The organism is Shewanella sp. Isolate13 (assembly GCF_022398325.1).
GTDB lineage: Bacteria > Pseudomonadota > Gammaproteobacteria > Enterobacterales > Shewanellaceae > Shewanella.
Window position 1 is genome coordinate 84,501 of sequence record NZ_JAKEVD010000010.1, and the last position, 23,904, is coordinate 108,404.

20 protein-coding genes are annotated in these 23,904 nt (G+C 44.9%); 15 read left to right on the forward strand and 5 right to left on the reverse strand.

Annotated features, from left to right (window positions below):
- Positions 1-30: 30 nt before the first annotated feature.
- A complete protein-coding gene (locus L1D44_RS08990; RefSeq protein WP_239889918.1) occupies positions 31-1,128 on the reverse strand; it encodes an OmpA family protein in 1,098 nt (365 codons plus the stop codon).
- A gap of 237 nt (positions 1,129-1,365) precedes the next feature.
- Complete coding sequence (locus tag L1D44_RS08995; RefSeq protein WP_239889920.1) at positions 1,366-3,732, reverse strand: phosphoketolase family protein; 2,367 nt, start codon at positions 3,730-3,732, stop codon at positions 1,366-1,368.
- A 418-nt stretch (positions 3,733-4,150) separates the two neighbouring features.
- On the opposite strand from L1D44_RS08995, the gene L1D44_RS09000 reads away from it, so the two are divergent.
- Both L1D44_RS09000 and yaaA read left to right on the forward strand, forming a co-directional pair.
- The gene (locus L1D44_RS09000) at positions 4,151-5,632 is read left to right on the forward strand and encodes an alanine/glycine:cation symporter family protein (protein WP_239889922.1); all 1,482 of its coding nucleotides are present in this window, start codon (positions 4,151-4,153) and stop codon (positions 5,630-5,632) included.
- A 271-nt stretch (positions 5,633-5,903) separates the two neighbouring features.
- Positions 5,904-6,677 carry a peroxide stress protein YaaA gene (gene yaaA, locus L1D44_RS09005; RefSeq protein WP_239889924.1) on the forward strand — a complete coding sequence of 258 codons (774 nt, stop codon included), beginning with the start codon at positions 5,904-5,906 and terminating at the stop codon, positions 6,675-6,677.
- 82 nt (positions 6,678-6,759) lie between these two features.
- Here the strand turns inward: yaaA and L1D44_RS09010 are convergent, their stop codons facing one another.
- Positions 6,760-8,163 carry a M20/M25/M40 family metallo-hydrolase gene (locus tag L1D44_RS09010; RefSeq protein WP_239889926.1) on the reverse strand — a complete coding sequence of 468 codons (1,404 nt, stop codon included), beginning with the start codon at positions 8,161-8,163 and terminating at the stop codon, positions 6,760-6,762.
- A gap of 135 nt (positions 8,164-8,298) precedes the next feature.
- On the opposite strand from L1D44_RS09010, the gene L1D44_RS09015 reads away from it, so the two are divergent.
- Positions 8,299-8,613: a metalloregulator ArsR/SmtB family transcription factor gene (locus tag L1D44_RS09015; RefSeq protein WP_202720391.1), complete on the forward strand. Its 315-nt coding sequence runs from the start codon at positions 8,299-8,301 to the stop codon at positions 8,611-8,613.
- A 245-nt stretch (positions 8,614-8,858) separates the two neighbouring features.
- Here the strand turns inward: L1D44_RS09015 and rpsT are convergent, their stop codons facing one another.
- Complete coding sequence (gene rpsT / locus L1D44_RS09020) at positions 8,859-9,125, reverse strand: 30S ribosomal protein S20 (RefSeq protein WP_220770241.1); 267 nt, start codon at positions 9,123-9,125, stop codon at positions 8,859-8,861.
- Positions 9,126-9,380: 255 nt separating this feature from the next.
- On the opposite strand from rpsT, the gene murJ reads away from it, so the two are divergent.
- The 12 genes from murJ (at position 9,381) to L1D44_RS09080 (ending at position 23,156) form a co-directional block, all read left to right on the forward strand.
- The gene (gene murJ / locus L1D44_RS09025; protein WP_239889937.1) at positions 9,381-10,940 is read left to right on the forward strand and encodes a murein biosynthesis integral membrane protein MurJ; all 1,560 of its coding nucleotides are present in this window, start codon (positions 9,381-9,383) and stop codon (positions 10,938-10,940) included.
- Between the two features lie 65 nt (positions 10,941-11,005).
- Entirely contained in the window at positions 11,006-11,941 is a 936-nt protein-coding gene (ribF, locus tag L1D44_RS09030; RefSeq protein ID WP_239889939.1) for a bifunctional riboflavin kinase/FAD synthetase, read from the forward strand.
- A 31-nt stretch (positions 11,942-11,972) separates the two neighbouring features.
- Positions 11,973-14,795: an isoleucine--tRNA ligase gene (ileS, locus tag L1D44_RS09035; RefSeq protein ID WP_239889948.1), complete on the forward strand. Its 2,823-nt coding sequence runs from the start codon at positions 11,973-11,975 to the stop codon at positions 14,793-14,795.
- A gap of 10 nt (positions 14,796-14,805) precedes the next feature.
- Positions 14,806-15,318, forward strand: coding sequence for a signal peptidase II (gene lspA, locus L1D44_RS09040; RefSeq protein WP_220770245.1), 513 nt, complete (start codon positions 14,806-14,808; stop codon positions 15,316-15,318).
- Between the two features lie 4 nt (positions 15,319-15,322).
- On the forward strand, positions 15,323-15,745 hold the full coding sequence (gene fkpB, locus L1D44_RS09045) for an FKBP-type peptidyl-prolyl cis-trans isomerase (protein ID WP_220770246.1): 423 nt from the start codon (positions 15,323-15,325) through the stop codon (positions 15,743-15,745).
- A 2-nt stretch (positions 15,746-15,747) separates the two neighbouring features.
- On the forward strand, positions 15,748-16,677 hold the full coding sequence (gene ispH / locus L1D44_RS09050; protein WP_220770247.1) for a 4-hydroxy-3-methylbut-2-enyl diphosphate reductase: 930 nt from the start codon (positions 15,748-15,750) through the stop codon (positions 16,675-16,677).
- Positions 16,678-16,920: 243 nt separating this feature from the next.
- Positions 16,921-17,442: a type IV pilus modification protein PilV gene (gene pilV, locus L1D44_RS09055; protein ID WP_239889957.1), complete on the forward strand. Its 522-nt coding sequence runs from the start codon at positions 16,921-16,923 to the stop codon at positions 17,440-17,442.
- A complete protein-coding gene (locus tag L1D44_RS09060; protein ID WP_239889967.1) occupies positions 17,443-18,420 on the forward strand; it encodes a PilW family protein in 978 nt (325 codons plus the stop codon).
- Between the two features lie 12 nt (positions 18,421-18,432).
- The gene (locus tag L1D44_RS09065) at positions 18,433-18,867 is read left to right on the forward strand and encodes a PilX N-terminal domain-containing pilus assembly protein (protein WP_239889968.1); all 435 of its coding nucleotides are present in this window, start codon (positions 18,433-18,435) and stop codon (positions 18,865-18,867) included.
- Between the two features lie 4 nt (positions 18,868-18,871).
- Positions 18,872-22,456: a PilC/PilY family type IV pilus protein gene (locus L1D44_RS09070; protein ID WP_239889970.1), complete on the forward strand. Its 3,585-nt coding sequence runs from the start codon at positions 18,872-18,874 to the stop codon at positions 22,454-22,456.
- 2 nt (positions 22,457-22,458) lie between these two features.
- Complete coding sequence (locus L1D44_RS09075) at positions 22,459-22,848, forward strand: type IV pilin protein (RefSeq protein ID WP_239889972.1); 390 nt, start codon at positions 22,459-22,461, stop codon at positions 22,846-22,848.
- A complete protein-coding gene (locus L1D44_RS09080; RefSeq protein ID WP_239889974.1) occupies positions 22,848-23,156 on the forward strand; it encodes a TapY2 family type IVa secretion system protein in 309 nt (102 codons plus the stop codon). The genes L1D44_RS09075 and L1D44_RS09080 overlap by 1 nt, the downstream gene beginning before the upstream one ends.
- Before the next feature lie 124 nt (positions 23,157-23,280).
- On the opposite strand, the gene L1D44_RS09085 is transcribed toward L1D44_RS09080, so the two are convergent.
- The gene (locus tag L1D44_RS09085) at positions 23,281-23,772 is read right to left on the reverse strand and encodes a GspH/FimT family pseudopilin (RefSeq protein WP_239889975.1); all 492 of its coding nucleotides are present in this window, start codon (positions 23,770-23,772) and stop codon (positions 23,281-23,283) included.
- Positions 23,773-23,904 lie beyond the last annotated feature (132 nt).

Sequence of the window (23,904 nt, forward strand, 5' to 3'; positions counted from 1 at the left end):
AGCGTGAGCTTTTGTTAAGTAAATTGATTTTTACTTAAGTACAGGCACTTTTTCCGTGCCAGTGACATGGGCTTCGATACGACGGTTAGCCTTATTGGCTTCTGCTGAACTACCTTCAATCAGCGGCTGGGTAATACCGTAGCCTTTAGATGAGACTCTACTCGGTGCGATGCCATACTCATTTACTAGAATTTCGGCAACCGCTGCTGCGCGGCGTTCGGAAATATCCATATTGTAGGCAGCCGAGCCGGTGTTAGATGCGTGGCCAGAAATCATGACTTCTGAGTTTGGATGCTGATTCATATAAGCGGCCAAATCCTTAATATCGCCATATGAAGAGGGCTCTACCTTAGCGGAGTTATTAGCAAACTTAGCTTCGATATCAAACTCGTCTTCAGCCTCCTGGTAAATCGTACAGCCATTTGCGTCAACTTTATGGGTCGGTGGGGTATTAGGGCACTGGTCTAAGTCGTCGGTTACGCCATCGTTATCGGAGTCTGCCACCACGATTGGCGCAACGACCGGAGCAGGCTTAGCTTTACTGCCAAAGCGGTAGCTTAACTCTAACCCCCAGTAGTTACTCTCCATCTCTAGGGTTTTCCACTTATCTTCATCTAAGTTTTCATAGCGGCGGTATTTAGCTTGAAGCTTTAGATTATCGGTAATGTTATAACCAATACCTGCGCCAACGTATGGAGCAACGCCACTGTCACTATAGTATTCGCTACCATAGTTCTTATTATTAGAGATAAGGTAGTTGAAGGCACCTGCTTCTGCGGATAGGCTCCAGTTACCGGCAAATGGCCAAAACGCTACTAAGCCAAGGTTCATTCCCTTGGCGCCAACGTCATTGAGCTTATTTGAATAGTCGACCCATTCGGCTCGACCTAGGTCGCGATAACCCAGCTCTACGCCAAAGTGATCATTTAACAGGTAACCAGCGAATACGTCCCATGCGTAGGGATCATCATCGCCGCAACTTTTCATGGTTTTTTGATCGCAATTGGGTTCGTAATTGTTGATGCCGACACCGCCACCTACATACCAGGGGCTCATGCCATCAGCTGCGTTTGCAGCAAAAGGTAACATCGAAGTAAGCAGAACTGCTTTTAGTGTGTTGTTCATCATTCAAAATCCTTATGTTTTATAATAAAACTCCTCCGTCTGCTCAATATCAGTTTAAGCAGTGCTAGCGCTTATCACGGAGATCCATTATGTTTTAGCTAGCTGCAACTATTATCAGTTGCAAATGCGATATTTTCCACTTTATTTTCTGTGTAACATAGCGTACTAAAGTTGTAAAAAGGGCGCTATTTGAAATAGCGCCCTTTTTTTTAGTCTAATTTAGCGTCGTAAATCTGAAGTTTAGCGAGTCCAAACCCAGTTTTCGATGCTCTCTGGATCAACACCGTTGGCCTTGATGTAATTTCTATGGTCGACTAGACGCTGAAGCATATCTGTAGTGATAGCAACGTGCTGAGTCTCATCAATTACCCCTTGTTGGAATAGCTTATACGCCATATCGATAACAAGGTGGTAGCGTGATGTGCCGTTACGTACGCCCATATCAAATGGTGTTGTTGTAGAGCCTTCCTCTTCATAGCCCTTGATTCTGAAACGATCGCTACCTTTATAGTCAAACACAAGTTTCTTAATGGTGTTTGGATAACCATGGTAGTTAAATACTACCCCCTTGTCGGCAGTAAATACTTCATCCATCAACCAAGGCTTGCTTTGGAACTCTAAGCTACCTAGACCACTGCTGGTAAGTTCTGTCACACTGACAAAACGAATGCGTACGCGTGGTAATAGCTCACGAATAAGTACGAGTGAAGCCATCGCCTCTTGCGTGACGTAGTCACCACAGCCCACTAGAACGACATCTGGATTTGCATCTGATGCAAAGTCCCAAACCATCACGCCATCTTTCGCTTGCTGACGAGCTTCGTCCAGTGTTAACCACTGTGGTAGCTCTTTCTTACCCGCAACTAAGATGTTGAGCTTGTCACGATCGGCATAGGCGCGCTCGGTGTAAACTAGGGTGCTGTTACCATCTGCTGGTAGGTAAGCAGAGATAATCTTAGGGTGCTTCTCAAGCATCGCCCCTAAGAAAGAGGGGTTTTGATGCGAGTAACCATTGTGGTCTTGGCGTTCAAGCAGTGATGACAATACGACGTTACAGGCTGGCACAGGTTTACGGAAATGTACCCCTTGGCTGGCGTAGACGTATTTACAGTATTGGTCAGCCATAGAAGACACGACTTGTGAGAATGCCTCATAAGTTGGGAACATCGCATGGCGACCTGTTACCGTGTAGCCGTGTAGCATACCGAACAACAAGTTTTCTGATAGTAACTCGATGACGCGACCATCACGGGACATGTCTTCATCCCAGCTTTCGATAGGCCACTGCCATGCACGGCTCGTTTCTTCAAATACAGCTTGCAACTGATTTGAGTAAGTTTCATCTGGACAGAAAATACGTAGGTTGCGCTGGTCGCGGTTGAGTTTAAATGCATCACGCATCCACTCACCCATCTTATACATAGACAGGCCACGTTGGCCCCGTGGAGTTTCCGCACCGTAGGCCAGTTTTTCAAGATCAGGTTGTGCTAAGGCGCGAACCACTTCACCGCCATAGCTTAAATGTTGACGGCCGCATGTGAGTTCTTTTGGTGGTAGTAGCGATTGAATATCTTCATCGAAGATAAGCTCGCCTTGATCGTTGATGCTGTATAGCTCGCCAAACTTGTAGCTGGCTAACCAGGTATTCAGTGCATCTAGGTGGGCTTTATCGCTTGCACACTTATTAACGATAACTTGGTGGGATTCACAGTTACCTTCTAGTTTCTTCCCGTTAAACTCGGCGGTACCTGTCCAGCCCTTAGCGGTACGCATCAAGATCACTGGCCAGCGTGGCTTAACAATGTCTTCGCCTGCACGCGCTCGGGTTTGGATGTCATTGATCATTTCATATGACTTGTCCATTGCCGCAGCCATTTGAACGTAAACGTCTTCTTCTAGCTCGTCGTCAACAATGATTGGGTGGTAGCCTAGACCTCTAAATTCTAGATCGAGTTCTTCGTGGCTCATACGCCCCATACGAGTTGGACCCGAGATCTTATAACCATTGATATGAACGATAGGCAGTACGGCACCGTTGTTCTTTGGCGAAACAAGACGGTTTGCATACCAAGAGGCAGCAAGCGGACCCGTTTCTGACTCGCCATCACCAATTAGACAAGCGGCGATGAGATCGGGATTATCTAAAACCGCGCCCCAAGCTACAGAAAGTGAGTAACCTAGCTCCCCGCCTTCTAGAATTTGGCCTGGAGCCTCAGGGTTTGCGTGAGAAGGGTAACCATAAGCGGCTGAGAACTTCTGACAGATATCAGTGATACCCTCTTCGTTATATGGAATAATGTCAGGATAGAAGTGACTTAATGACCCTTCCATAAATAGGTTTGCCTGAACGGCAGGGAAACCGTGACCAGGGCCGACTAAGTAGACAAATGAGCGATTGTGCTTAGTGATAAGTCTGTTAACGTTGGCATAAACAAAGTTGATACCAGGACAGGTTCCCCAGTGGCCAAGTAGCCTAGGCTTGATATCGCTATGCTCGAGTGCGCGTTTATGCAGCACGTTTTTCTTTAAGTAAATTTGCGATGTCGCTAGAAAGTTAGTTGCTCGAACAAATTTCTTGAGTGCGACAATTTCTTGCTGATGTGCCATAAATAACCCCATTTACGTAATCATAAAGTTAAACAAATTTCATATTAACCACTATATTTGTAATTTTATTACAAAAACGTGGGCAAGCTCTGATTTATTGAAAGCAGTTTGTATAAAAAGTATCTCCGACCAGGTGTAAATATAGTGTTAATTTGGTTATTTTGGCTGATGCTATTTGTGTGTTGGTGTGATGCTGATGTCAGGTAAGTGATGAATTGTGATCTATATCGCTCGGGGTTGAAGCGATGCTATGCTATTTTGCTGCGCGGATTACAGCGGGCGTGATGTAATTTTTTCACGTTTAAGATAATTTGAAAATAAAATCTGCTGTTATTTAAATACTTAGGAAGGTTAATACAGGATAAACACGATCGAGGGACGATTTGTTCGATTGGGTTTGTCATGGGGATTGAAAAAAATGATAGAAACAACGGTTAATTTTCTCAATGCGCTGCTTTGGGGAAAGCTTTTAGTATATGGTCTGGTGGGAGCCGGGCTGTATTTTACAGTTCGACTGACATTTATTCAGCTGACGCATTTTAAGCACTCTGGCAAGATTATGCTTAAGAGCCGACAAGGTGGAGGCCGTAGCGGTCTTTCATCTTTTCAAGTTTTTTGTACTAGCATGGCTGCACGTGTCGGTGCCGGTAATATGGCTGGTGTGGCGGTGGCAATTACAGCCGCAGGCCCTGGCGCGGTATTCTGGATGTGGCTTATTGCCATCTTAGGTATGGCTACCGCTATGGTCGAGTCTACATTGGCGCAGGTTTACAAAGTGCGTGATGAAGACGGACAATACCGAGGTGGCCCATCTTATTATATGGATAAGGGACTGGGTCAACGTTGGATGGGGATCCTATTCTCTATTTTCTTGATCATCGCTTTTGGCCTCGTATTTAACGCTGTTCAGGCTAATACAATTACCGGTGCAATGACTCAAGTCTTCAATTTAGATGCAACTTATGTTGGTATCGGAATTGTGATTGTCAGTGCCTTTGTGATTATGGGCGGCCTAAATAAGGTGGCCAAGGTCTCTGAAGTCGTTGTGCCGATCATGGCTTTAGCCTATATCTTGATTGCTTTTGTTGTTGTGGCAATGAACTTCGATAAGCTACCTGATGTATTTATGCTAGTGATTAAGAGTGCCTTCGGTCTACAAGAAGCTGTGGCTGGTGGTGTGGCTTACACTATCGCTCAGGCGATGCAAGCGGGTATCGCTCGTGGTTTGTTCTCTAACGAAGCGGGTATGGGTAGTGCTGCTAACGTAGCAGCGAGTGCGTCACCAAACCCTAACCACCCTGCATCACAAGGCTTTGTGCAGATGATGGGGGTATTTGTCGATACTATTGTGATCTGTACTGCTACAGCTGCTATTATCTTGCTAGCGGGCGACTTAGGCTCGGAAGGCGATGGTATTAAGCTGACCATTGAAGCGTTAACTCAACATGTTGGTCCATGGGGCGGCGGATTCGTAGCACTCGCTATTTTATTGTTCTGCTTTACCTCAATTATTGCTAACTACTCTTATGCTGAAACCAATGTAATGTACTTATCGGGTAACAGTAAGAAAGCATTGCCGATCTTTAGAGTGTGTGTATTGGGTATGGTGATGTTTGGCGCTGTAGCTAAAATCGGTCTAGTGTGGAATTTAGCCGATGTGTCTATGGGTCTAATGGCGACAGTGAACATCATTGCCTTACTGCTACTATCAGGTTTAGCGATTCGAGTGATTAACGATTATCGTCAACAGCTGAAAAGCGGCGAAACTCCAACGTTTGATGCCAGCAAGTTCCCAGAGCTATCTAATTTAGAAGGCGGGATCTGGACGAGCAAAACGGTTGAAGAGGAAGCCAAGGCTCAGGCTAAGGCCGAAGCGAAAGCAGAAGCGGCTAATGCTTAATCTATAAGCTTTATCAGTACAATCTAAAAAACCACGCTGTTTAAGCGTGGTTTTTTTGTTTTTGTTCAGTATGATTGTCCTATACCAATGAGTATAAGAAACTGAGCTGCTCATAGCGCATTTTGGGGAATAAACTCAAGCCCTTTAGGTGATAGAATCATTATGCTCCTCACTCGCAGCCTTGTCTCTGAAGCGCTAAACTTTCGCTCAGTGAACAAATCGTTAAACTGATTGGTATTAGTTTAAGTATTTCTCTTTAAAGGACTCATGAATGCTGATCTTAGTCTCTCCTGCAAAAACGTTAGATTTTGAGAATCCACCGGGCAGCGAAAGCTATTCAATGCCAACGTTACTCGATCAAAGTGAACAGTTGATTGAGGTTTGCCGTAAGTTAACACCCGCAGATATCGCAAGCTTGATGAAAGTGAGTGATAAAATAGCAGGCCTAAATGTGGCAAGATTTAGCTCTTGGCAAAAGGATTTTACCCCGGCTAACGCTAAGCAAGCTTTGTTTGCTTTTCGTGGTGATGTATATACGGGGCTTGATGCCGATACACTTTCTCCTCAGGCGTTAGATAAGGCGCAGCAGCAACTGCGGATTTTGTCGGGTCTTTATGGTTTGCTTAAGCCACTAGACTTGATGCAAGCATATCGTTTGGAGATGGGCACTCGTTTAGCTAATGAGCGGGGCATAAACCTCTATCAATTCTGGGGCGATATCATTACTAATGAGATCAATAAGACCACAGAGGAACAAGGGGATGAGTTTATAATCAACTTGGCTTCAAACGAGTATTTTAAAGCGGTTAAGCCTAAGCAACTTAAAGCGCAGGTGATCACGCCAGTCTTTAAAGACTGTAAGAACGGCCAATACAAGGTGATTAGCTTTTATGCCAAAAAGGCAAGAGGCATGATGGTGCGTTATATTTTAGATAATAATATCGACACGTTAGAGGCATTAACCCACTTTGACACGGCGGGTTATTACTATAGTGAGAAAGACTCAACAGTGAATGAGCCTGTGTTCTTACGTGAAGAGCAGTAGTTTTGCTAGTGCAAAGATGAGTGATATGGATATAAGTAAAAAGCAGCTGTCAGGCTGCTTTTTACTTAGATAACCGAGAAAGTTACGGCTCTAGTACAATCGGGCGGAGTTCAATTTGGGATTGTGCCATTAAGTAAGCAAACTGAGCGTAAGCGGCGACATTTTGCCTAAGCGCTTCAGGGTCTATCTTATCTATAGTATCGTTTGGGGTGTGGTGATAGTCGAAGTAATCGCTGCCGTCTTGTCTAAGTGAGGCAACGGGAACACCCAAAGCGGGTAGCATGGATACGTCTGGGCCACCAGAGGCGTTGTTACTGCCCATAGTTACACCATTTGCTGTCATTGGTAGGCTTGTCTGTATTAACTGCTCAAAACCTTGTTCACTGGCTCTAAAGTCTATTTGATAGATGCGGCCCGCGCCAAAATCGGATTCAGCTGCAATATAATGCTTTTCAAGCTCCTCCTTGTGAGTACTCGCATAAGCCTTGCCACCAATGAGGCCTAGCTCTTCTGCTGCATATAACACGACTCTTACGCTGCGAGCGGGTTTAATGGGCAGGTCTTGGATCAGTTTTGCCGCAGCAGTGACAATGGCGACACCGGCGCCGTCATCAATAGCACCTGTGCCTTCATCCCATGAATCTAAGTGAGCACCAATCAAGACTATCTCCTCGGGCTTAGTGGTACCTGTTACTTCAGCAATCACATTGTAAGAGGTGGCAAATCCTTGGTTTTCAGAAGAGAGCGCTAATTTGACGGTGATTTCATCGGTGCGTTTTAGCATGGCATTGATAAGATCAGCATCGGGATTGGACATCGCTGCAGCTGGGATCTTATGGACTCCATCTTGATAGCGCATCATTCCTGTATGAGCCATACGGTCGTGATCGGTACCAATAGAGCGGATGATAATGGCTACAGCGCCCTTTTTTGCGGCTGCAACGGCTCCTTTTGAGCGGCCTCCAACACTTTTGCCATAGCCTTTCCCCGTCTTATGGCGCTCGGTTTCGTGATCGATAAATACGATTTTGCCTGTAACCTCTGCGCTGTCGGCTTGCTCTAACGCTTTCAGGCTATCAAAGCGTATGATTTTCGCTTCTATCCCACCATTAGGTGTGGCAATACTGCCCCCTAAGGCGGTGATGACCAGAGGCTGCGGAAATGGAGCTGTGATTGATGCTTTAGCTTCACCTCGGTGCCACACGGGTACTTGTACTGCTTCTTTATAGACTTTATCGAAGCCTAGGCTCGTGAGTTTAGCCTCAGCCCATTGCACGGCCACTAAATCTTTCTCACTTCCAGCAAGTCTTGGGCCTACCTCAACGGTTAGGGACTCAACAAGCTCGTAAGCAAGCGTCGAATTAAGGGCTTTTTGTTGTAACTGAGCGGAAATAGACTCGTCACTATTATTTGTATTTGTGTGTTGGCAACCAATTAAGCCAAGGAGCGTGAATCCACAAAGCAGATTGAGATAGTTGTTTTTCATAAGTTTTTTCGTTTTTTATTATGTATGTCCCACTTTTAAAAACAATCTAGCAAAAAGTGTGCTTTATGTCCCGACTATATCTGTAAGGCAACGCTATATTAGAGCGTCGGTTTGTTTTAGGAGAAATGGCTCGTAATGAATATAGAACTAATGCAGCAACGAGCAGACCATGCCGTTGTATTGTTGAAAGCGTTAGCCAATGAACGTCGTCTGTTTATCTTGTGTTACCTTCTTAATGAAGGCGAGATGTGCGTTGGTGAAATGAATAAGAAATTGGGTTTAAGCCAATCAGCTCTGTCCCAGCATTTAGCTTGGTTACGTAAAGATAATTTAGTAGAAACACGCAAAGAAGCTCAAACAGTTTACTACTCGTTAAAGAGTGATGAAGTTGCTGAGATTATTAAATTACTGAACAACATCTATTGCGATAGTTTAAAGACTGTAGCCTAGTGAAGTGAAAGCCAGTTGTTAGCGCGATGAGAGCGTTTGCTGATAGCTGGTTTTTATTGGCAAGTTAAAAGTTATAGTGTAGATGAGTAATGGAGAGGCCTGCCTCTCTATTTTTTTGCCTGCAGTTTACGCCAGGTCGATAGAAACGGCTTCATTTTACTAATGGTTAGGCTGTAGAGACGAAAAAGTTGTAGGCATAAAAAAACCGGCCAAGGCCGGTTTTTAATTTGCTTTAAAGCTAAAGATTAAGCAGCAAGTGCTTTGATTTTAGCGTTTAAGCGTGACTTATAACGAGCAGCCTTATTCTTGTGAATAAGACCTTTAGTCGCCATACGGTCAACAATTGGTTGTGCTTTAGCGAAAGCAGCAGTAGCTGTCGCGTGATCACCTGCATTGATTGCAGCAATTACTTTTTTAACGTAAGTACGTAACATTGAGCTACGGCTAGCGTTATGTTGGCGACGCTTTTCAGATTGAAGCGCGCGCTTCTTTGCAGACTTGCTATTAGCCAAGGTGCAACTCCTAAAACTGGGTTTGGTATTTTTAAGGTCGAGGAATATGCCCTATTTATGTCACTTTGTCAATGACAATGATTGAATCAGTCTGATTAACTCAAAATAATCCAACCAGCTTGGCTATCTTCAACCTAACTCGTGTAATATGTGGCGCAATTCTAGCAGGTATTGCTATGAGACAATAGAGGCTAATGCTAATTTTTACGCGATATTGCCTAAGTTATTTAGCTCTATCCAGAGGTCGGGGGCGTTTTGAGCAAGAAGTTAATTAAGTCAGGCATGATTGTCAGTGCTATGACGTTGATTTCCCGCGTTTTAGGTTTAGTTAGGGATGTGGTTATCGCTAACTTGATGGGCGCGGGAAGCAGTGCGGATGTTTTTTTCTTCGCAAATAAAATACCAAATTTTTTAAGACGCCTGTTTGCAGAGGGGGCATTTGCACAAGCTTTTGTGCCAGTTTTAACTGAGTACCAAGAAAAAAATACCAAAGAGGAGGTGCGGGAGTTAATTTCTAAAGTCGCCGGAACCTTAGGAATACTCGTCACTATTGTGACGTTAGTGGGAGTTATCGCATCGCCTGTGTTGGCGGCTCTATTCGGCGGTGGTTGGTTTTTAGCTTGGTTAAATGACGAGCCTAATGGGGCTAAGTTTGAACTGGCCTCTTTAATGCTAAAGATTACCTTCCCTTATCTGTGGTTTATCACTTTTACTGCGCTAGCGGGGTCGATATTAAATACTCGTGGGCGATTCGCAGTCTCAGCATTTACCCCAGTATTTTTAAACGTTGCTATCATCGCGGCGGCTATCTATCTTGCGCCTAACTTGAGTCAGCCGGAGATCGGCTTAGCTTGTGGCGTGTTTTTAGGTGGCTTGGTTCAGTTTTTGTTCCAAATACCTTTCCTTATTAAAGAGAGGGCGATGGTTAGGCCTAGTTGGGGTTGGCATCATCCAGGGGTAACCAAAATTCGCACCTTGATGATCCCGGCACTTTTTGGTGTGTCAGTGTCACAAATTAATCTGTTGCTCGATACCTTCATTGCGAGCTTTTTAATGACAGGTTCTATTAGTTGGCTCTATTACTCAGACCGATTGTTGGAATTTCCTCTAGGTTTATTTGGTATCGCTATCGCAACGGTTATCTTGCCTGCGTTATCTAAACGCCATGTAAATGCCGAAAGTAATGAGTTTGCCAAAACCATGGACTGGGGGGTAAAAGCGATTATTCTACTGGGGCTTCCGGCCATGTGCGGCCTAATTATGTTAGCTAAACCTATGCTGATGGTGCTATTTATGCGCGGAGCCTTCAGTTATGAAGATGTCGAGATGGCCTCATACAGTTTAATGGCCTATGGCAGCGGTTTATTGAGCTTCATGCTGATAAAAATCTTAGCGCCAGGCTATTACTCAAGACAAGATACTCGAACGCCTGTGCGTTTTGGTATTATCGCCATGGTGAGCAATATGGTATTTAACCTGATTTTTGCGATTCCATTCGGTTATGTAGGGCTGGCGATTGCCACATCGCTATCGGCGTTATTGAATGCATTCTTATTGTATCGAGGCCTGCATATCGCTAATGTTTACCGTATCCAAAAATCGACACTGATCTTTAGTGTAAAAGTATTGCTCGCTGCAGGGGTTATGCTTGCAGTGTTGTTTAAACTTGATCCTACTACGGCGCAATGGATCGACTTATCCTTTATAGAGCGCAGCTACACATTGGCAAAGTTGATTGCATTTGCAGCAATCTCTTACTTTATTTGCTTGGTTTGCCTTGGAATTCGCCCTTGGAAGATGAAAGCTGCTGTTTGAGTGCTGATTATAAAGGCTAGCTAGTATATAATCCGCCCATTTACTCTCATGCGTCGTGTAAGATAATGGAATTAATCCGCGGTATTCATAATATTTTGCCGAAACATCATGGTTGCGTATTGACGATAGGCAACTTTGATGGCGTCCATCGTGGTCATGCGGAAGTGATAAATCGACTGGTAAAGAAGGCACAGCATTTAGGCCTGCCAGCAGTTGTGATGACCTTTGAGCCGCAGCCGCGAGAGTTGTTTCAAGGTGAAAATGCGCCCGCTCGTTTGAGCTTACTGCGAGACAAGCTAGTCTTGCTAGATGAGTTGAAGATCGAGCGTCTATTGTGCGTGAACTTTAATAAGAAATTTTCGAGTTTTACCGCCGAAGATTTTATCGAGCAGCTACTCGTAAAAGCGCTCGGTGTGAAATATTTAGTTGTGGGCGATGACTTTTGCTTTGGTAAAATGCGCCAAGGTAATTTTGAGATGCTACGTAAAGCCGGTGAGAAATACGGTTTTGTCGTAGTGAGCACCCAAAGTTTTGTCTTAGGTGATAAGCGCGTAAGCTCGACAGAAGTTAGGCTGCAGCTTGCTAAGGGCAACTTAGAGCAAGCTAGACGTTTATTAGGGCATCCTTTCATCTTAAGTGGCAAGGTTGCTCATGGTGAGAAAATCGGCCGTACGATTGGTTTTCCCACTGCTAATATCGCTTTAAAACGTAAAGTATCGCCAGTTCGTGGTGTCTTTGCTGTGAAGCTGTATTGGGATAATAGCGATATATATGAAGGCGTGGCTAACGTCGGTTTTAGACCGACGGTGAATGGCCAAGTGTGTCAGTTAGAAGTCCATCTATTTGACTTTGATGGTGACCTTTATGGTAAATCAGTCGAAGTTGAATTGGTGGCGAAGATTAGAGACGAGCAGCCATTCGGATCGTTAGATGCGCTGAAAAAACAAATTAAATATGATGCCGATAGAGCGAAAGCCCTACTTGGTAGCGATGCAGGCTGAAAAGCTTAGCGAACAAAACGGTAAAGGATCAATGAGCGACTATAAATCTACTTTGAATTTGCCGGAAACAGAGTTTCCGATGCGTGGTAATTTGGCTAATCGTGAGCCAGAGATGTTGAAATCTTGGAACGAGAATGGACTGTACCAACAGATCCGTGAAAGCCGTAAAGATGCTAAACCATTTATTTTGCATGATGGCCCTCCATATGCGAACGGTGACATCCATATTGGCCACTCAGTAAACAAAATTCTTAAAGATATTATTATTAAGTCAAAGACCATGTCTGGTTTTGACGCGCCATACATTCCAGGTTGGGACTGTCATGGTCTACCGATTGAGCTAAAAGTAGAGCAGAAAGTTGGTAAGCCAGGGCATAAGATCACTGCTGCAGAATTTCGTCAAAAGTGTCGTGAATACGCGGCTAAGCAGGTTGACGGTCAGCGTGAGGACTTTATCCGTTTAGGTGTTTTTGCCGATTGGCAAAACCCTTACCTAACTATGGATTACAGCACCGAAGCTAACATCGTACGTTCACTTTCTAAAGTGATCGATAGCGGCCACCTACACAAAGGTGTGAAGCCAGTACATTGGTGTACCGATTGTGGTTCAGCTTTGGCTGAAGCTGAAGTTGAATACGAAGACAAGATGTCGCCTGCGATCGATGTGGCTTTCTCTGTTGTTGATAAGCCAGCTTTACTGGCTAAGTTCGGCGTGACTGATTATCCACATAACATCTCTATGGTTATCTGGACGACAACACCTTGGACTCTGCCAGCTAACCGCGCGCTATCTGTCGGGGCCAATGTCGAGTACACCTTGGTTGAGATGGTCAAAGAGGGTCAGGCTCAAGCATTAGTATTAGCCACTGATTTATATGAGTCATGTGTTGAGCGTTTTGGCGCAGAGTCACACACTGTACTAGGTACAGCTGCGGGTAGCGACTTAGAGCTACTACGTTTTAACCACCCATTCTACGATTTTGACGTACCTGTTATTTTAGGCGATCACGTAACGGTTGATTCAGGTACCGGCGTGGTTCATACCGCTCCAGGTCACGGTCAAGACGATTTCGTGGTTGGTCAGAAATACGGTTTAGAAGTGGCTAACCCAGTTGGTGATAACGGTGTTTATAAGCCAGATACAGAGCTTTTCGCAGGTTTACATGTATTTAAGGCAAATAAGAACGTTGTTGAACTACTAGAAGAGAAGGGCGCGCTACTTAATCACGTACAGATTAAGCACAGCTACCCACATTGCTGGCGCCATAAGACGCCGATTATCTTCCGTGCAACGCCACAGTGGTTTATCTCTATGGATCAAAAGGGTCTGCGTACGCAGGCACTAAGTGAAATCGAGCAGACTCAGTGGATCCCTGATTGGGGTCAGAGCCGTATCGAGAAGATGGTAGAGAATCGTCCAGACTGGTGTATCTCTCGTCAGCGTACTTGGGGCGTACCTATCACGCTATTCGTTCACCGTGAAACCGAAGAACTTCACCCAGATAGCGTATCGCTAATGGAGCGCGTTGCTGCACGCATCGAGCAGGAAGGCATTCAAGCTTGGTGGGATCTTGATGCATCAGAGCTTTTGGGCGACGAAGCTGACCAATATCGTAAAGTGACAGATACTTTAGACGTTTGGTATGACTCGGGTTCTACTTTCTCGTCAGTTGTTGCTTCACGTCCAGAATTTAACGGCCACCCAATTGATCTGTACCTCGAAGGTAGCGACCAACACCGTGGCTGGTTTATGTCATCGTTGATGATTTCTACTGCGATGAACGGTAAAGCGCCGTATAAGCAAGTACTGACTCACGGTTTCACCGTAGATGGCCAAGGCCGTAAGATGTCTAAGTCTGTTGGTAACGTGATTGCACCGCAACATGTAACGAACAAGCTAGGCGCTGACATTCTACGTTTATGGGTTGCTGCGACAGACTATAGCGGTGAGATGACGGTTTCTGATCAGATCCTTAACCGTAGTGCCGATGCATACCGTCGTATCCGTAACACGGCTCGATTCCTATTGGCTAACATCAATGGCTTTAACCCAGAGACCGATATGGTTGCGGTTGAAGACATGGTTGCATTGGATCGCTGGGTTGTTCGCCGCGCAGCAGCGCTACAACAAGAGTTACTAGAAGCGTATGAGCAATATAACTTCCACCTAGTCACTCAGAAGTTGATGCAGTTCTGCTCTGTTGAGCTAGGTAGCTTCTACTTAGATATCATCAAAGACAGACAGTACACAGCGAAAGAAGACAGCAATGCTCGTCGTAGCTGTCAGTCTGCACTGTACCTCATTTCTGAAGCTATGGTCCGCTGGATTGCGCCAATTCTAAGCTTTACTGCTGACGAAATCTGGAAGCTGCTTCCAGGTGAGCGAGCTGAATACGTGTTTACTGAAACTTGGTACGACGGCCTTAAGTCTGTGACGCTTGAATCAGATCTAAGCGATGAGTACTGGGATCAGTTACTAGCGGTTCGTGCAGAAGTGAATAAAGTGATCGAGAACGCACGACGTGAAAAGCAAGTGGGCGGCTCATTAGAAGCGGAAGTGACCTTGTATGCCGATGAAGCACTTCAAGCTGCACTTGAGAACCTTGGTGATGAACTGCGTTTCGTTCTATTAACCTCTAAGACTGATGTTGTTGCGCTAACAGCCGCACCATCTGATGCTATTGAGACTGAGCTTGCGTCACTTAAGCTCGGCTTGAAGAAGTCAGAAGCTGAGAAGTGCGAACGCTGCTGGCACCACAGAGAAGATGTAGGCACGGTTGCCGAGCATCCAACTTTGTGTACTCGTTGTGTAACCAACATCGAAGGCGATGGCGAAGTTCGTCAATTTGCTTAAAGGAACAGTCATGCCCACTACTTGGAAAGACAGTGGCCTGCGTTGGTATTGGGTAGTTGTGTTGGTGTTTCTTGCCGACCAACTATCTAAGCAATGGGTGTTGTCGAATTTTGAACTTTACGAGTCGATACAGTTATTGCCCATTTTTAACTTTACCTATGTGCGTAACTATGGCGCCGCATTTAGCTTTTTAAGCGATGCCGGTGGCTGGCAACGTTGGTTATTCACCTTCGTTGCGGTTGGCTTTAGTGTAGTGTTATCGGTTTGGCTGCGTCAGCAGCCAAGCAAAATGTGGCGCTTAAACCTTGCTTACACCTTAGTTATTGGTGGTGCGTTAGGTAATTTGATTGACCGCTTACAGCATGGTTTTGTGGTCGACTTTTTAGATTTCTATTGGAATACAAGCCATTTTCCGGCATTCAATATCGCTGATTCTGCGATTTGTGTCGGAGCTGGACTCATCATCTTAGATTCGTTTGTTACTGGTAAAGATGACAAGCAAACGGGTGATCTGAAGGAGTAGTTAAGTGTCAGAGATGCATTCAATTTTATGCCATATGAATATCGTGCTAGCAGATGGCTCAACTGCTGAGAGCACGCGCTCAAGTGGCAAACCCGCACGATTTAATGTGGGTGATGAAAGCTTAAGTCCTGCATTTGAAGCTGAAATTATCAACCTTAAACAGGGTGATAAGCACAGCTTTACATTGCAACCTTCTGACACATTTGGCGAGTCGAACCCTGATGCTGTGCATCATATGGACAGGAGCCGTTTCCCTGCCGATATGAAGCTAGAGTCAGGCGTGATTGTGAGTTTCGCAGGTCCAGGTGGCAGCGAGATCCCTGGTATGGTTAGAGATGTTGTCGGTGACTCGGTAACTATCGATCTGAACCACCCACTCGCGGGACAAGTGCTCACCTTTGAACTTGAAGTGGTACAGGTACTGTAATTATGAATATTCTTCTGGCAAATCCACGCGGCTTTTGCGCCGGTGTCGATCGCGCGATCAGCATTGTGGAGCGAGCATTAGAGCTGTTTTCACCGCCAATCTACGTTAGGCACGAAGTGGTGCATAACCGCTATGTGGTGCAGAATCTAAAGGATCGCGGGGCGGTATTCGTAGAAGAGTTGGATCAGGTGCCCGACGACAGCATCGTCATCTTTAGTGCTCACGGTGTGTCGCAAGCGGTTCGTAGTGAGGCGAAAAGACGCGGCCTTAAGGTATTTGATGCGACCTGTCCTCTAGTCACTAAGGTTCACTTACAGGTTGCAAGGGCGAGCCGTAAAGGCATCGAGTGCATCTTAATTGGCCATGCCGGACATCCTGAGGTAGAGGGCACCATGGGGCAATATGACAATGCTGCCGGTGGTGTCCACTTAGTTGAGTCACCTGAAGATGTGGCAAACCTTGTGGTCAAAGATCCAGATAACCTTTGCTTCGTGACTCAGACAACCTTGTCGATGGACGATACTGCAGATGTTATTGCCTCTTTACAGAAAAAGTATCCTTCTATTGAAGGGCCTCGTAAGGATGATATCTGCTATGCGACCCAGAATCGTCAAGATGCGGTGCGTAATGTTGCAGAACAAGTTGAACTCTTTATTGTGGTTGGCTCAAAGAACAGTTCGAACTCAAATCGTCTACGAGAGTTAGCACAAAAGAAAGGTACAACGGCGTTCTTAGTCGATAATGCCGATGATGTGGATGCTACCTGGTTTAATGGGGTACAGCGTGTGGCTGTCACAGCAGGGGCTTCGGCACCTGAGGTACTGGTAAAGCAGGTTGTTGATGCCATCGCAAAGATGGCACCGAGTGTGGTCACAGAAGTTGAAGGACGTTTAGAGGATACTGTGTTTGCGGTACCTGCCGAGCTTCGTTGATCCTTCATCAAAATAAGATACAAATTGAAATAAATAAAAAAGAGGCTTAGGCCTCTTTTTTTTGTATGAAATTCAGAAACATCTGCTATGTTAATCAGTAATTATTGTGAGTCACCACAATACAACATTCGACTAATCTACTATTAACCTGTATGCTTTAATATTACTATAAGTCACCGATTTTAAACGGTAAAAAAATAATTTCAACGTCAAGAATATGACGAATAGAGAGGAATTGACGGAATGGAAACCAGAGAGAAGGGGCTTTCATTAATTGAAGTGCTAGTCGCTTTGGTTATTTTAACCGTTGGCCTAGTCGGCGTCTTTAATCTTCATATCATCTCTAAACGCGGTAGTTTCGAGTCTTTTCAGCAGACTCAGGCCTCCTATTTCGCTAACGATATTGTCAATCGTATGAGACTTAATCCAGAGCAGTTGGCTAGCTATGTCGGTAATTATAGTGGTACTCCATCAATTCCTACACCTGCCTGTACAGGGGCCGCACTTTGTACGCCAGCGCAGACAGCTACTTGGGATCTATATGAATGGCGAGCTGCCTTTATCGGCCAAGCAGAAACCGTGGGGACTCAAAACGTTGGTGGATTAGATACGCCCACAGGGTGTATCACTATTAACGGCAATACAGTCTCGGTCGTCATTGCCTGGCGTGGGATAAGGTCTACATCTGATTCTGGAAAGCTCCCTGATTGCGGAAGCTCAAGTGATCGCCGACGAGTCTACTCAATTCAAACGGTGATTATTTAGATGAAATGTTTCTCCAAAAATAGTTTCTCTTCGCAGTATGGCATGTCACTTGTTGAGTTGATGGTTGCTCTACTCATTAGTCTGTTTTTGTCTGCCGGTATTCTGACCATGTTTAGTATGTCCTCATCTAACGTGACGACGACCAGCCAATTTAATCAGCTACAGGAAAACGGTCGTATTGCACTCGCAATCATGGAGCGAGATATTAGCCAGCTTGGTTTTATGGGGGATCTGACGGGAACAGATTTTGTTTTGGGGGTTAATACAACGGTAGATGCGCCTCTTACTGGCGATGACTGTGTTGGTGCAGGCTTAAATAATGCAACGCTTCCAAATAATCAGCCTGCCCATTTTAGGCGATTGTGGGGTTATGAAAATGGTGTGAGTGCGCAAAGCTTAGGCTGTTTGACTGGAGTAAAAGAGAAAACAGATGTCATACAGATAAAGCGCTTTATTGGCCCTAGTGTCGCAGCTGGTGCAAGTACTGGATATTACGTGTCTTCAACGGCTAGTCAGGCCATATTTTTTAATGATGGTACCCCTTCAGCGAATTTACTAAATGCAAGAATTTGGGAGTATCAACATCACGTCTATTATATTGATGAAGCTAATGATATTCCCATGTTAAACCGCAAAACGCTTAGCGCTACGGGTATGACAAATGATGAGCAGTTAGTCGAGGGGATTGAGAATATTCGTTTTCTATATGGCTTCGATAACGATGGTGATAGCACCCCAGATCGTTATATTCCAGCCGAAAGTGTTACCTCTCTAATGTGGGATAATGAATCGTTTCAGCGCTTAGTTGCCATTAAAATTTATGTGTTAGTGCGCTCCACAGAACAAGATAAGAGTTATACCAATGAAACGTCGTATCAGTTGGGCGATAAGGTTATCGCCGCACCAAAAGATAATTACAGACGTAAAATCATGTCGACAACGGTGGTACTGGAAAACCCAGTGCTGATCCGAAGTTAAGTGGGGACTTTGATGAAGAAACAACAAGGTGTTGTGCTTTTTTTTGCGTTGATAGTGCTTATCGTTATGACGGTAATAGGTGTCGCGCTTGCCGTTAATTCAACCCAGTCTTTGCGTATGGCTGGTGCTGGAGCAGAGCGAGTGGAAGCCAAAGCTATTGCCGATGGTGGATTGGCGCAGGTCATCGCCGATAATGCTGGTGCAAGGTTTGCCAACCTTCCGGCAGTTGCAACCGCTGAGCTGTTTGGCGGTTCTCAAGTACTTACTCCGTTACCGGAAGCTGGAGTGAGGGATGTGGCTTGCCAACGAACCGCAAATGCAACGGGGGCAAACCTTGTGAGTTGTCGGCGGGTTCAGATCACTAGCACGGTGACATTTGGTAGAGATAATCTGGGAACACTCACAGTTGCCTCGGGTGTAGAGCAACAGGTGCTGACAGGGAATTAGGATTATGATTAAAAATCTATTTTGTAGTGCAATCGCTGCCTCGATAATCGTCTCAGCCTGTAGCTTTGCAGATGATACCGAGCTTTACCTTGTCGACCCAAATAAGGCTACGGGTAAACTACCTCAAGTGCTATTTATTTTTGATAACTCCGGCAGTATGTCGACAGAGGATCAAAATGCGGTAAGTAAGTATTGCTCTGCAGAGGGAAAAGTCGCTGGTGACTGTAATTACGCCGAGGGCTTTGAGGATTACTTAGCGGGCTATTCTGGTTATATCAATGAAGCCGGGATCTATTGGAATGCAGGCGGTATTGATAATACCAGTAGCATGCCGGTACCGGATGAGCCAAAGGACTCTCGCCGTTTCTATGCCGATAACAATAACTGTAATAAGGCCGCTATTGCATTAAAAGAGCGAGGTCGCTATACCGGTTACCTACGCGAATTTAAATCCAGTGGCAAAACAGGTAAGTGGGTTTCACTCGCTGAAAACGAGGGCTTCAATCAGGGGGCAATAGTCGATTGCCAACAAGATATACTGGAGTTTGACTCGAAAAACCCCGGCAAGAAAAAGCAGGGCGGCGGCACAGTTGCCTTTGATGATGGTTATCCGATTGATACAAAAGCCATGTATACCGAGGGTTCAGATGTTAATGCTCAAAAGCTGAGTGTAGCTGGCACGGACTTTGGAAAGGGCAACCCGGTAACCCTATATACTTCACATTATTTAGTTTGGTATCAGTGGGTGACCACTACAGAGGATGGTCAGAACAGTGGCGGTACCGGAACCCGGTTGGAAGTTGCTAAATCAGCTCTAAGTAACGCTTTGGAGACTTTGAATATCCATATCGAAGCTAGCTTAGCTGTATTTAATTTAAATTACCCCTGGGAGAATGAAATTGATGGCGGCAGAATTGTGTCTAGTATGAAAGATATTAGAAAAGACTCGGCCAATTTAAATAATTTTATCTCTTTAATCAATGGCATGCCAGCACAAACCAACACCCCTTTGTGTGAGACATTATTTGAGGCCCATCAGTATTTTAGCGGCGGAGCTGTAACCTACGGTAATAAAGACAGTAATGCTCAAGGGCATTACAAGATTGATGGTTATGTTCCCAATAGCCCGCCTAGCATTATCAATTCAGGTAATTATACAAGTCCGTTTAAGAAGTGCCCTGATACGGCTTATGTGATCTATATTACCGATGGCGCGCCTACCTTAGATAGTGCTGCAGACGGTCTCATTAAGACGCTCACTGATAACGCTACAGAAGCAGGTAAGTATGAGCCTTTCGACTTTACCAATACGAGGGGGAACACGCAGACCAGTTACCTTCCGGCATTAGCGTCTTATATGTATAACAACGATCTTGTTGTGGGCAATACCGACGCATCTGGAGTCGATAATAAGCAAAATGTCATGTTATCAACGATTGGTTTTTCCGATGGCGCCGAGGATGCTGCAACCTTATTAGAGGAGGCGGCTTATCGAGGTGGTTACCCTAGAAATGATCTTGGAATATCTAAAGGTTATTATGTGGCAAAAACAGGCCTAGCGTTAGAGGAAGCTTTAAATACAGCACTTAAGTCGATTTTATCGGTCGACTCCTCCTTTACGTCACCCAGTATTGCCAGTAATAACTTCGATAAAACCCAAACCTATAACTCCGCCTATTTTGCGATGTTTTTACCGGGAGATGGCCCACGATGGAGTGGCAACCTTAAAAAGCTAAAGGTGACATCATCTGGCGATATCGTAGGGCCTGGCGGAACATCTAAGGCTATCGATGCCGCTGGCAACATAAGTGCCAGCACTTGCACTTATTGGAATACATGCACGGCTTCCAGTGCGGATGGGAATAAGGTTAACTCTGGAGGGGTGCTCCCCGCTTTAAGAGAATCTCTTAAGAGTAGGACTTTATATACCAATAACAGTAGCAGTTTACTGAGCGTAGAAGATGTCGCGTCATCATCTATGTATTCACTGCTGGGGAGTCCGGTTACTGCGGACTCTGAATCAACATCGGTTCGGCAACACTTAGATTGGCTCTATGGCGTTGATGTGGATGACGATGATAATGATGAGAACCGTACTGAGGCGAGAATCGATGTTATGGGGGACCCACTGCATTCTAAGCCATTGGCCATTAACTTTGGAGCCTCTTCTACCAGTTTAGATGTGCGGATCTTGGTGGGGACTAACCAAGGGTTAGTACATATGTTTAAAGATTCTGATAGTGGCAGTAAAGATTACTCAGTTGGAACGGTTGAAGAGTCTTGGGCATTTATTCCTGCTGAGCTTTTATCCAATGTGCCGACATTAAGATCGAACTTACCGACTGGAGCGCATAGTGTTTATGGCATGGACTTATCCCCTGTTGCCTATACCGAAACAGATACCAGTGGCAAGGTGAGTAAAGCTTGGGTCTATTTAGGGATGCGCCGTGGAGGCATGTCTTACTATGCACTTGATATTACTAACCCCGATCAACCTAAATTTAAGTGGAAGATCGATTCAAATACCACAGGCTTAGAAGAGTTAGGCCAAACATGGTCAGAACCTGTCGTCACCTTTATTCCGGGAGTTGAGAGCCCCGTATTGATATTCGGTGGCGGTATGGCGTCACCAGACGGTACAGGCGAAGCGGTTTATATTGTTAATGCCGATACAGGGGCCTACATTAATAAGTTTACCGACTCGGGTATGAGCAGTATTCCAAATAAAGTTGCTGTGCTTGACAGTAATAATGATGGTGTGACCGATCGCATCTACGCAACCGATATCGGTGGTAATGTATGGCGAATGGATCTGCCTTCAAAAGTAAGCAGTGATTGGTCTGTGTTTCAGTTCGCTTCAATTAGTGCGTCTTTGTCACCAAACAATCGTATGTTCTTTGCAGAACCTGCAGTCGCACAAACGCAATTTAATAATATTCACAGTCAGTCTGGGACGCTGAGTTATCAAAACATCCCTTATGATGCCGTCACCGTGGGAACAGGTAACCGTACGAACCCGTTAAATACCAGTACAGATGATATGTTCTATGTTTTCCAAGATAGGAACGTAGTTACCAAGACATTTTCAGGAACGAATGTTCCTAGCCCATTGCTGCTGACGGACCTATATGATGTTACCTCGTCAGCGCCAGTAACCGAGAGTGACAATGTGGCGTTTGGCAAGAAGCGGGGCTGGTATTACTCATTATTGGCCTCTGGGGAGAAAAGTCTTTCTGCATCACTCATCTTTGATGGCAAGGTCTATTTTACCTCTTTTATTCCACCTACTAACAACGAAATTGATTTGGATGTTGGTGTTTGTGGTTTCTCTGGGCAAGGTAGACTCTATGTCTTTGATCTACATAGAGGAACAAGAACGAATAGTCAGCTCTATTATGAAGTTGGAGAGCGAGTTCCGGATACTCCACAAATCGTAATTCCTGAGTCTGAAGACGGAGAAGAGTCAAAGGCTTATATTATCGGTGTCGGTAAAGGGGAGTGCGAAAATGGTGAGTGTAAAGGAACCGTTGAGCTTGGTAGTGGTTTGACAACTAATCGAATCTATTACCATTTGGATGAGAGTAACTAATAATGCATAAAACAAGAGGTTTTACCTTAATAGAGCTGATGATTGTGGTTGCTATCGTGGGGATCTTGGCCTCTATTGCCTACCCTTCCTATATTGATTATGTGACAAAGAGTGCCCGTTCAGAAGGTGTTGCGGCAGTATTGAGAGTGGCTAATCTTCAAGAGCAGTATTACTTGGATAATCGCGCCTTTGCAACGGACTTGAAGAAGCTTGGACTTGGCGCTAGCCCATTTATTACTGAAAGTGGCCACTACAGTATTGCCTCTGCTGGTACTGCTGCGTTCACCATAACCGCGACAGCAATAGGGGCTCAAGCTGGCCGAGACTCGACTTGCGCGACGATAACTCTGACTCACGCAGGCATTAAGGGCCCCTCAAAGGAGTGTTGGTAATGATAAGGCTTAAATATCTAGTATTGACTAGCGTTGCGGCGCTGCTATTGCCGACTTCTCAAGCGTTGGCTGTTGAATATGAAGAATACAAGTGCCATGTAGTGAGTAGTAAAAAGGGAGAGCAAGTCGTTTTTTATCGCTGGAGGATATCAGATTTTAAGCTTAAGTTCGCGAGCTTACCGGGTAAGCAGTTAACCGATCATAAAGGTAAAAAGTACTTTATAAGGGAGGTTACAGAGTGCGTTCCCTTAACTAAAGACTTTAGTTCTGAAAAGGCTAGGCGAGTTGATGAACGTACATTGAGATAGCGTTGAGGTGCGTTAGATGGTTTATAGTCCAACAAAAGGGGGCATGAGCCATCTAACGAGCTTATTAAGTCTAATTTAGTCAATCAAATAGAGAGTCATACCTTATTAAGCTCCTCCTTAATGACTAGCAGCTCTTTCCCTCCGCCCCATAAGAAACTAAACCACTGGCGCTAACCTTAACACTTTTAGAGTTTGTTGCTTTACCATTTGGGCAGTAGATAATTTCCCCACCTGATGAAAGCCCTTCAGAGGAGAATGTTATCAAGGCTGTTGAGCTTTTGATTTTGTCGTTGCTGTTGAAGCCATCTATTGCACGCAACTCTTTATCTGTGCCTCCAGCATCAGTAAGGTAGACTCTGATCCCTTTTTGCCATTCAGCATCGCTACCGCAAGAGACCTGACTTGCAAATGAGCAAACATTGACTCTGGTACCATAGCTAACGGCTTGGTTACGAGCAAAAGCTAAAATATTGTGAATTTTATCAACATTACTATTAACCCGAGTTTGTTCGTACATTGAGACTAAAGAGGGGACCGCAATTGATAATAATATCCCTGCGACAACAATTGTTATCATAAGCTCTACTAAGGTGAATCCTAGCTTCTTGTTCAACATATGCGCAATCCTTTCAGTCCCTTCCAATTCATGCCTGTTAGCATTATAAGCGAGAAAGTTTAGTATTTCAGCATATAAGTCGTTCTTTTTTAAAGTCAATATCTTGGCGAGTCTAGAGGTTTTGACATGTGG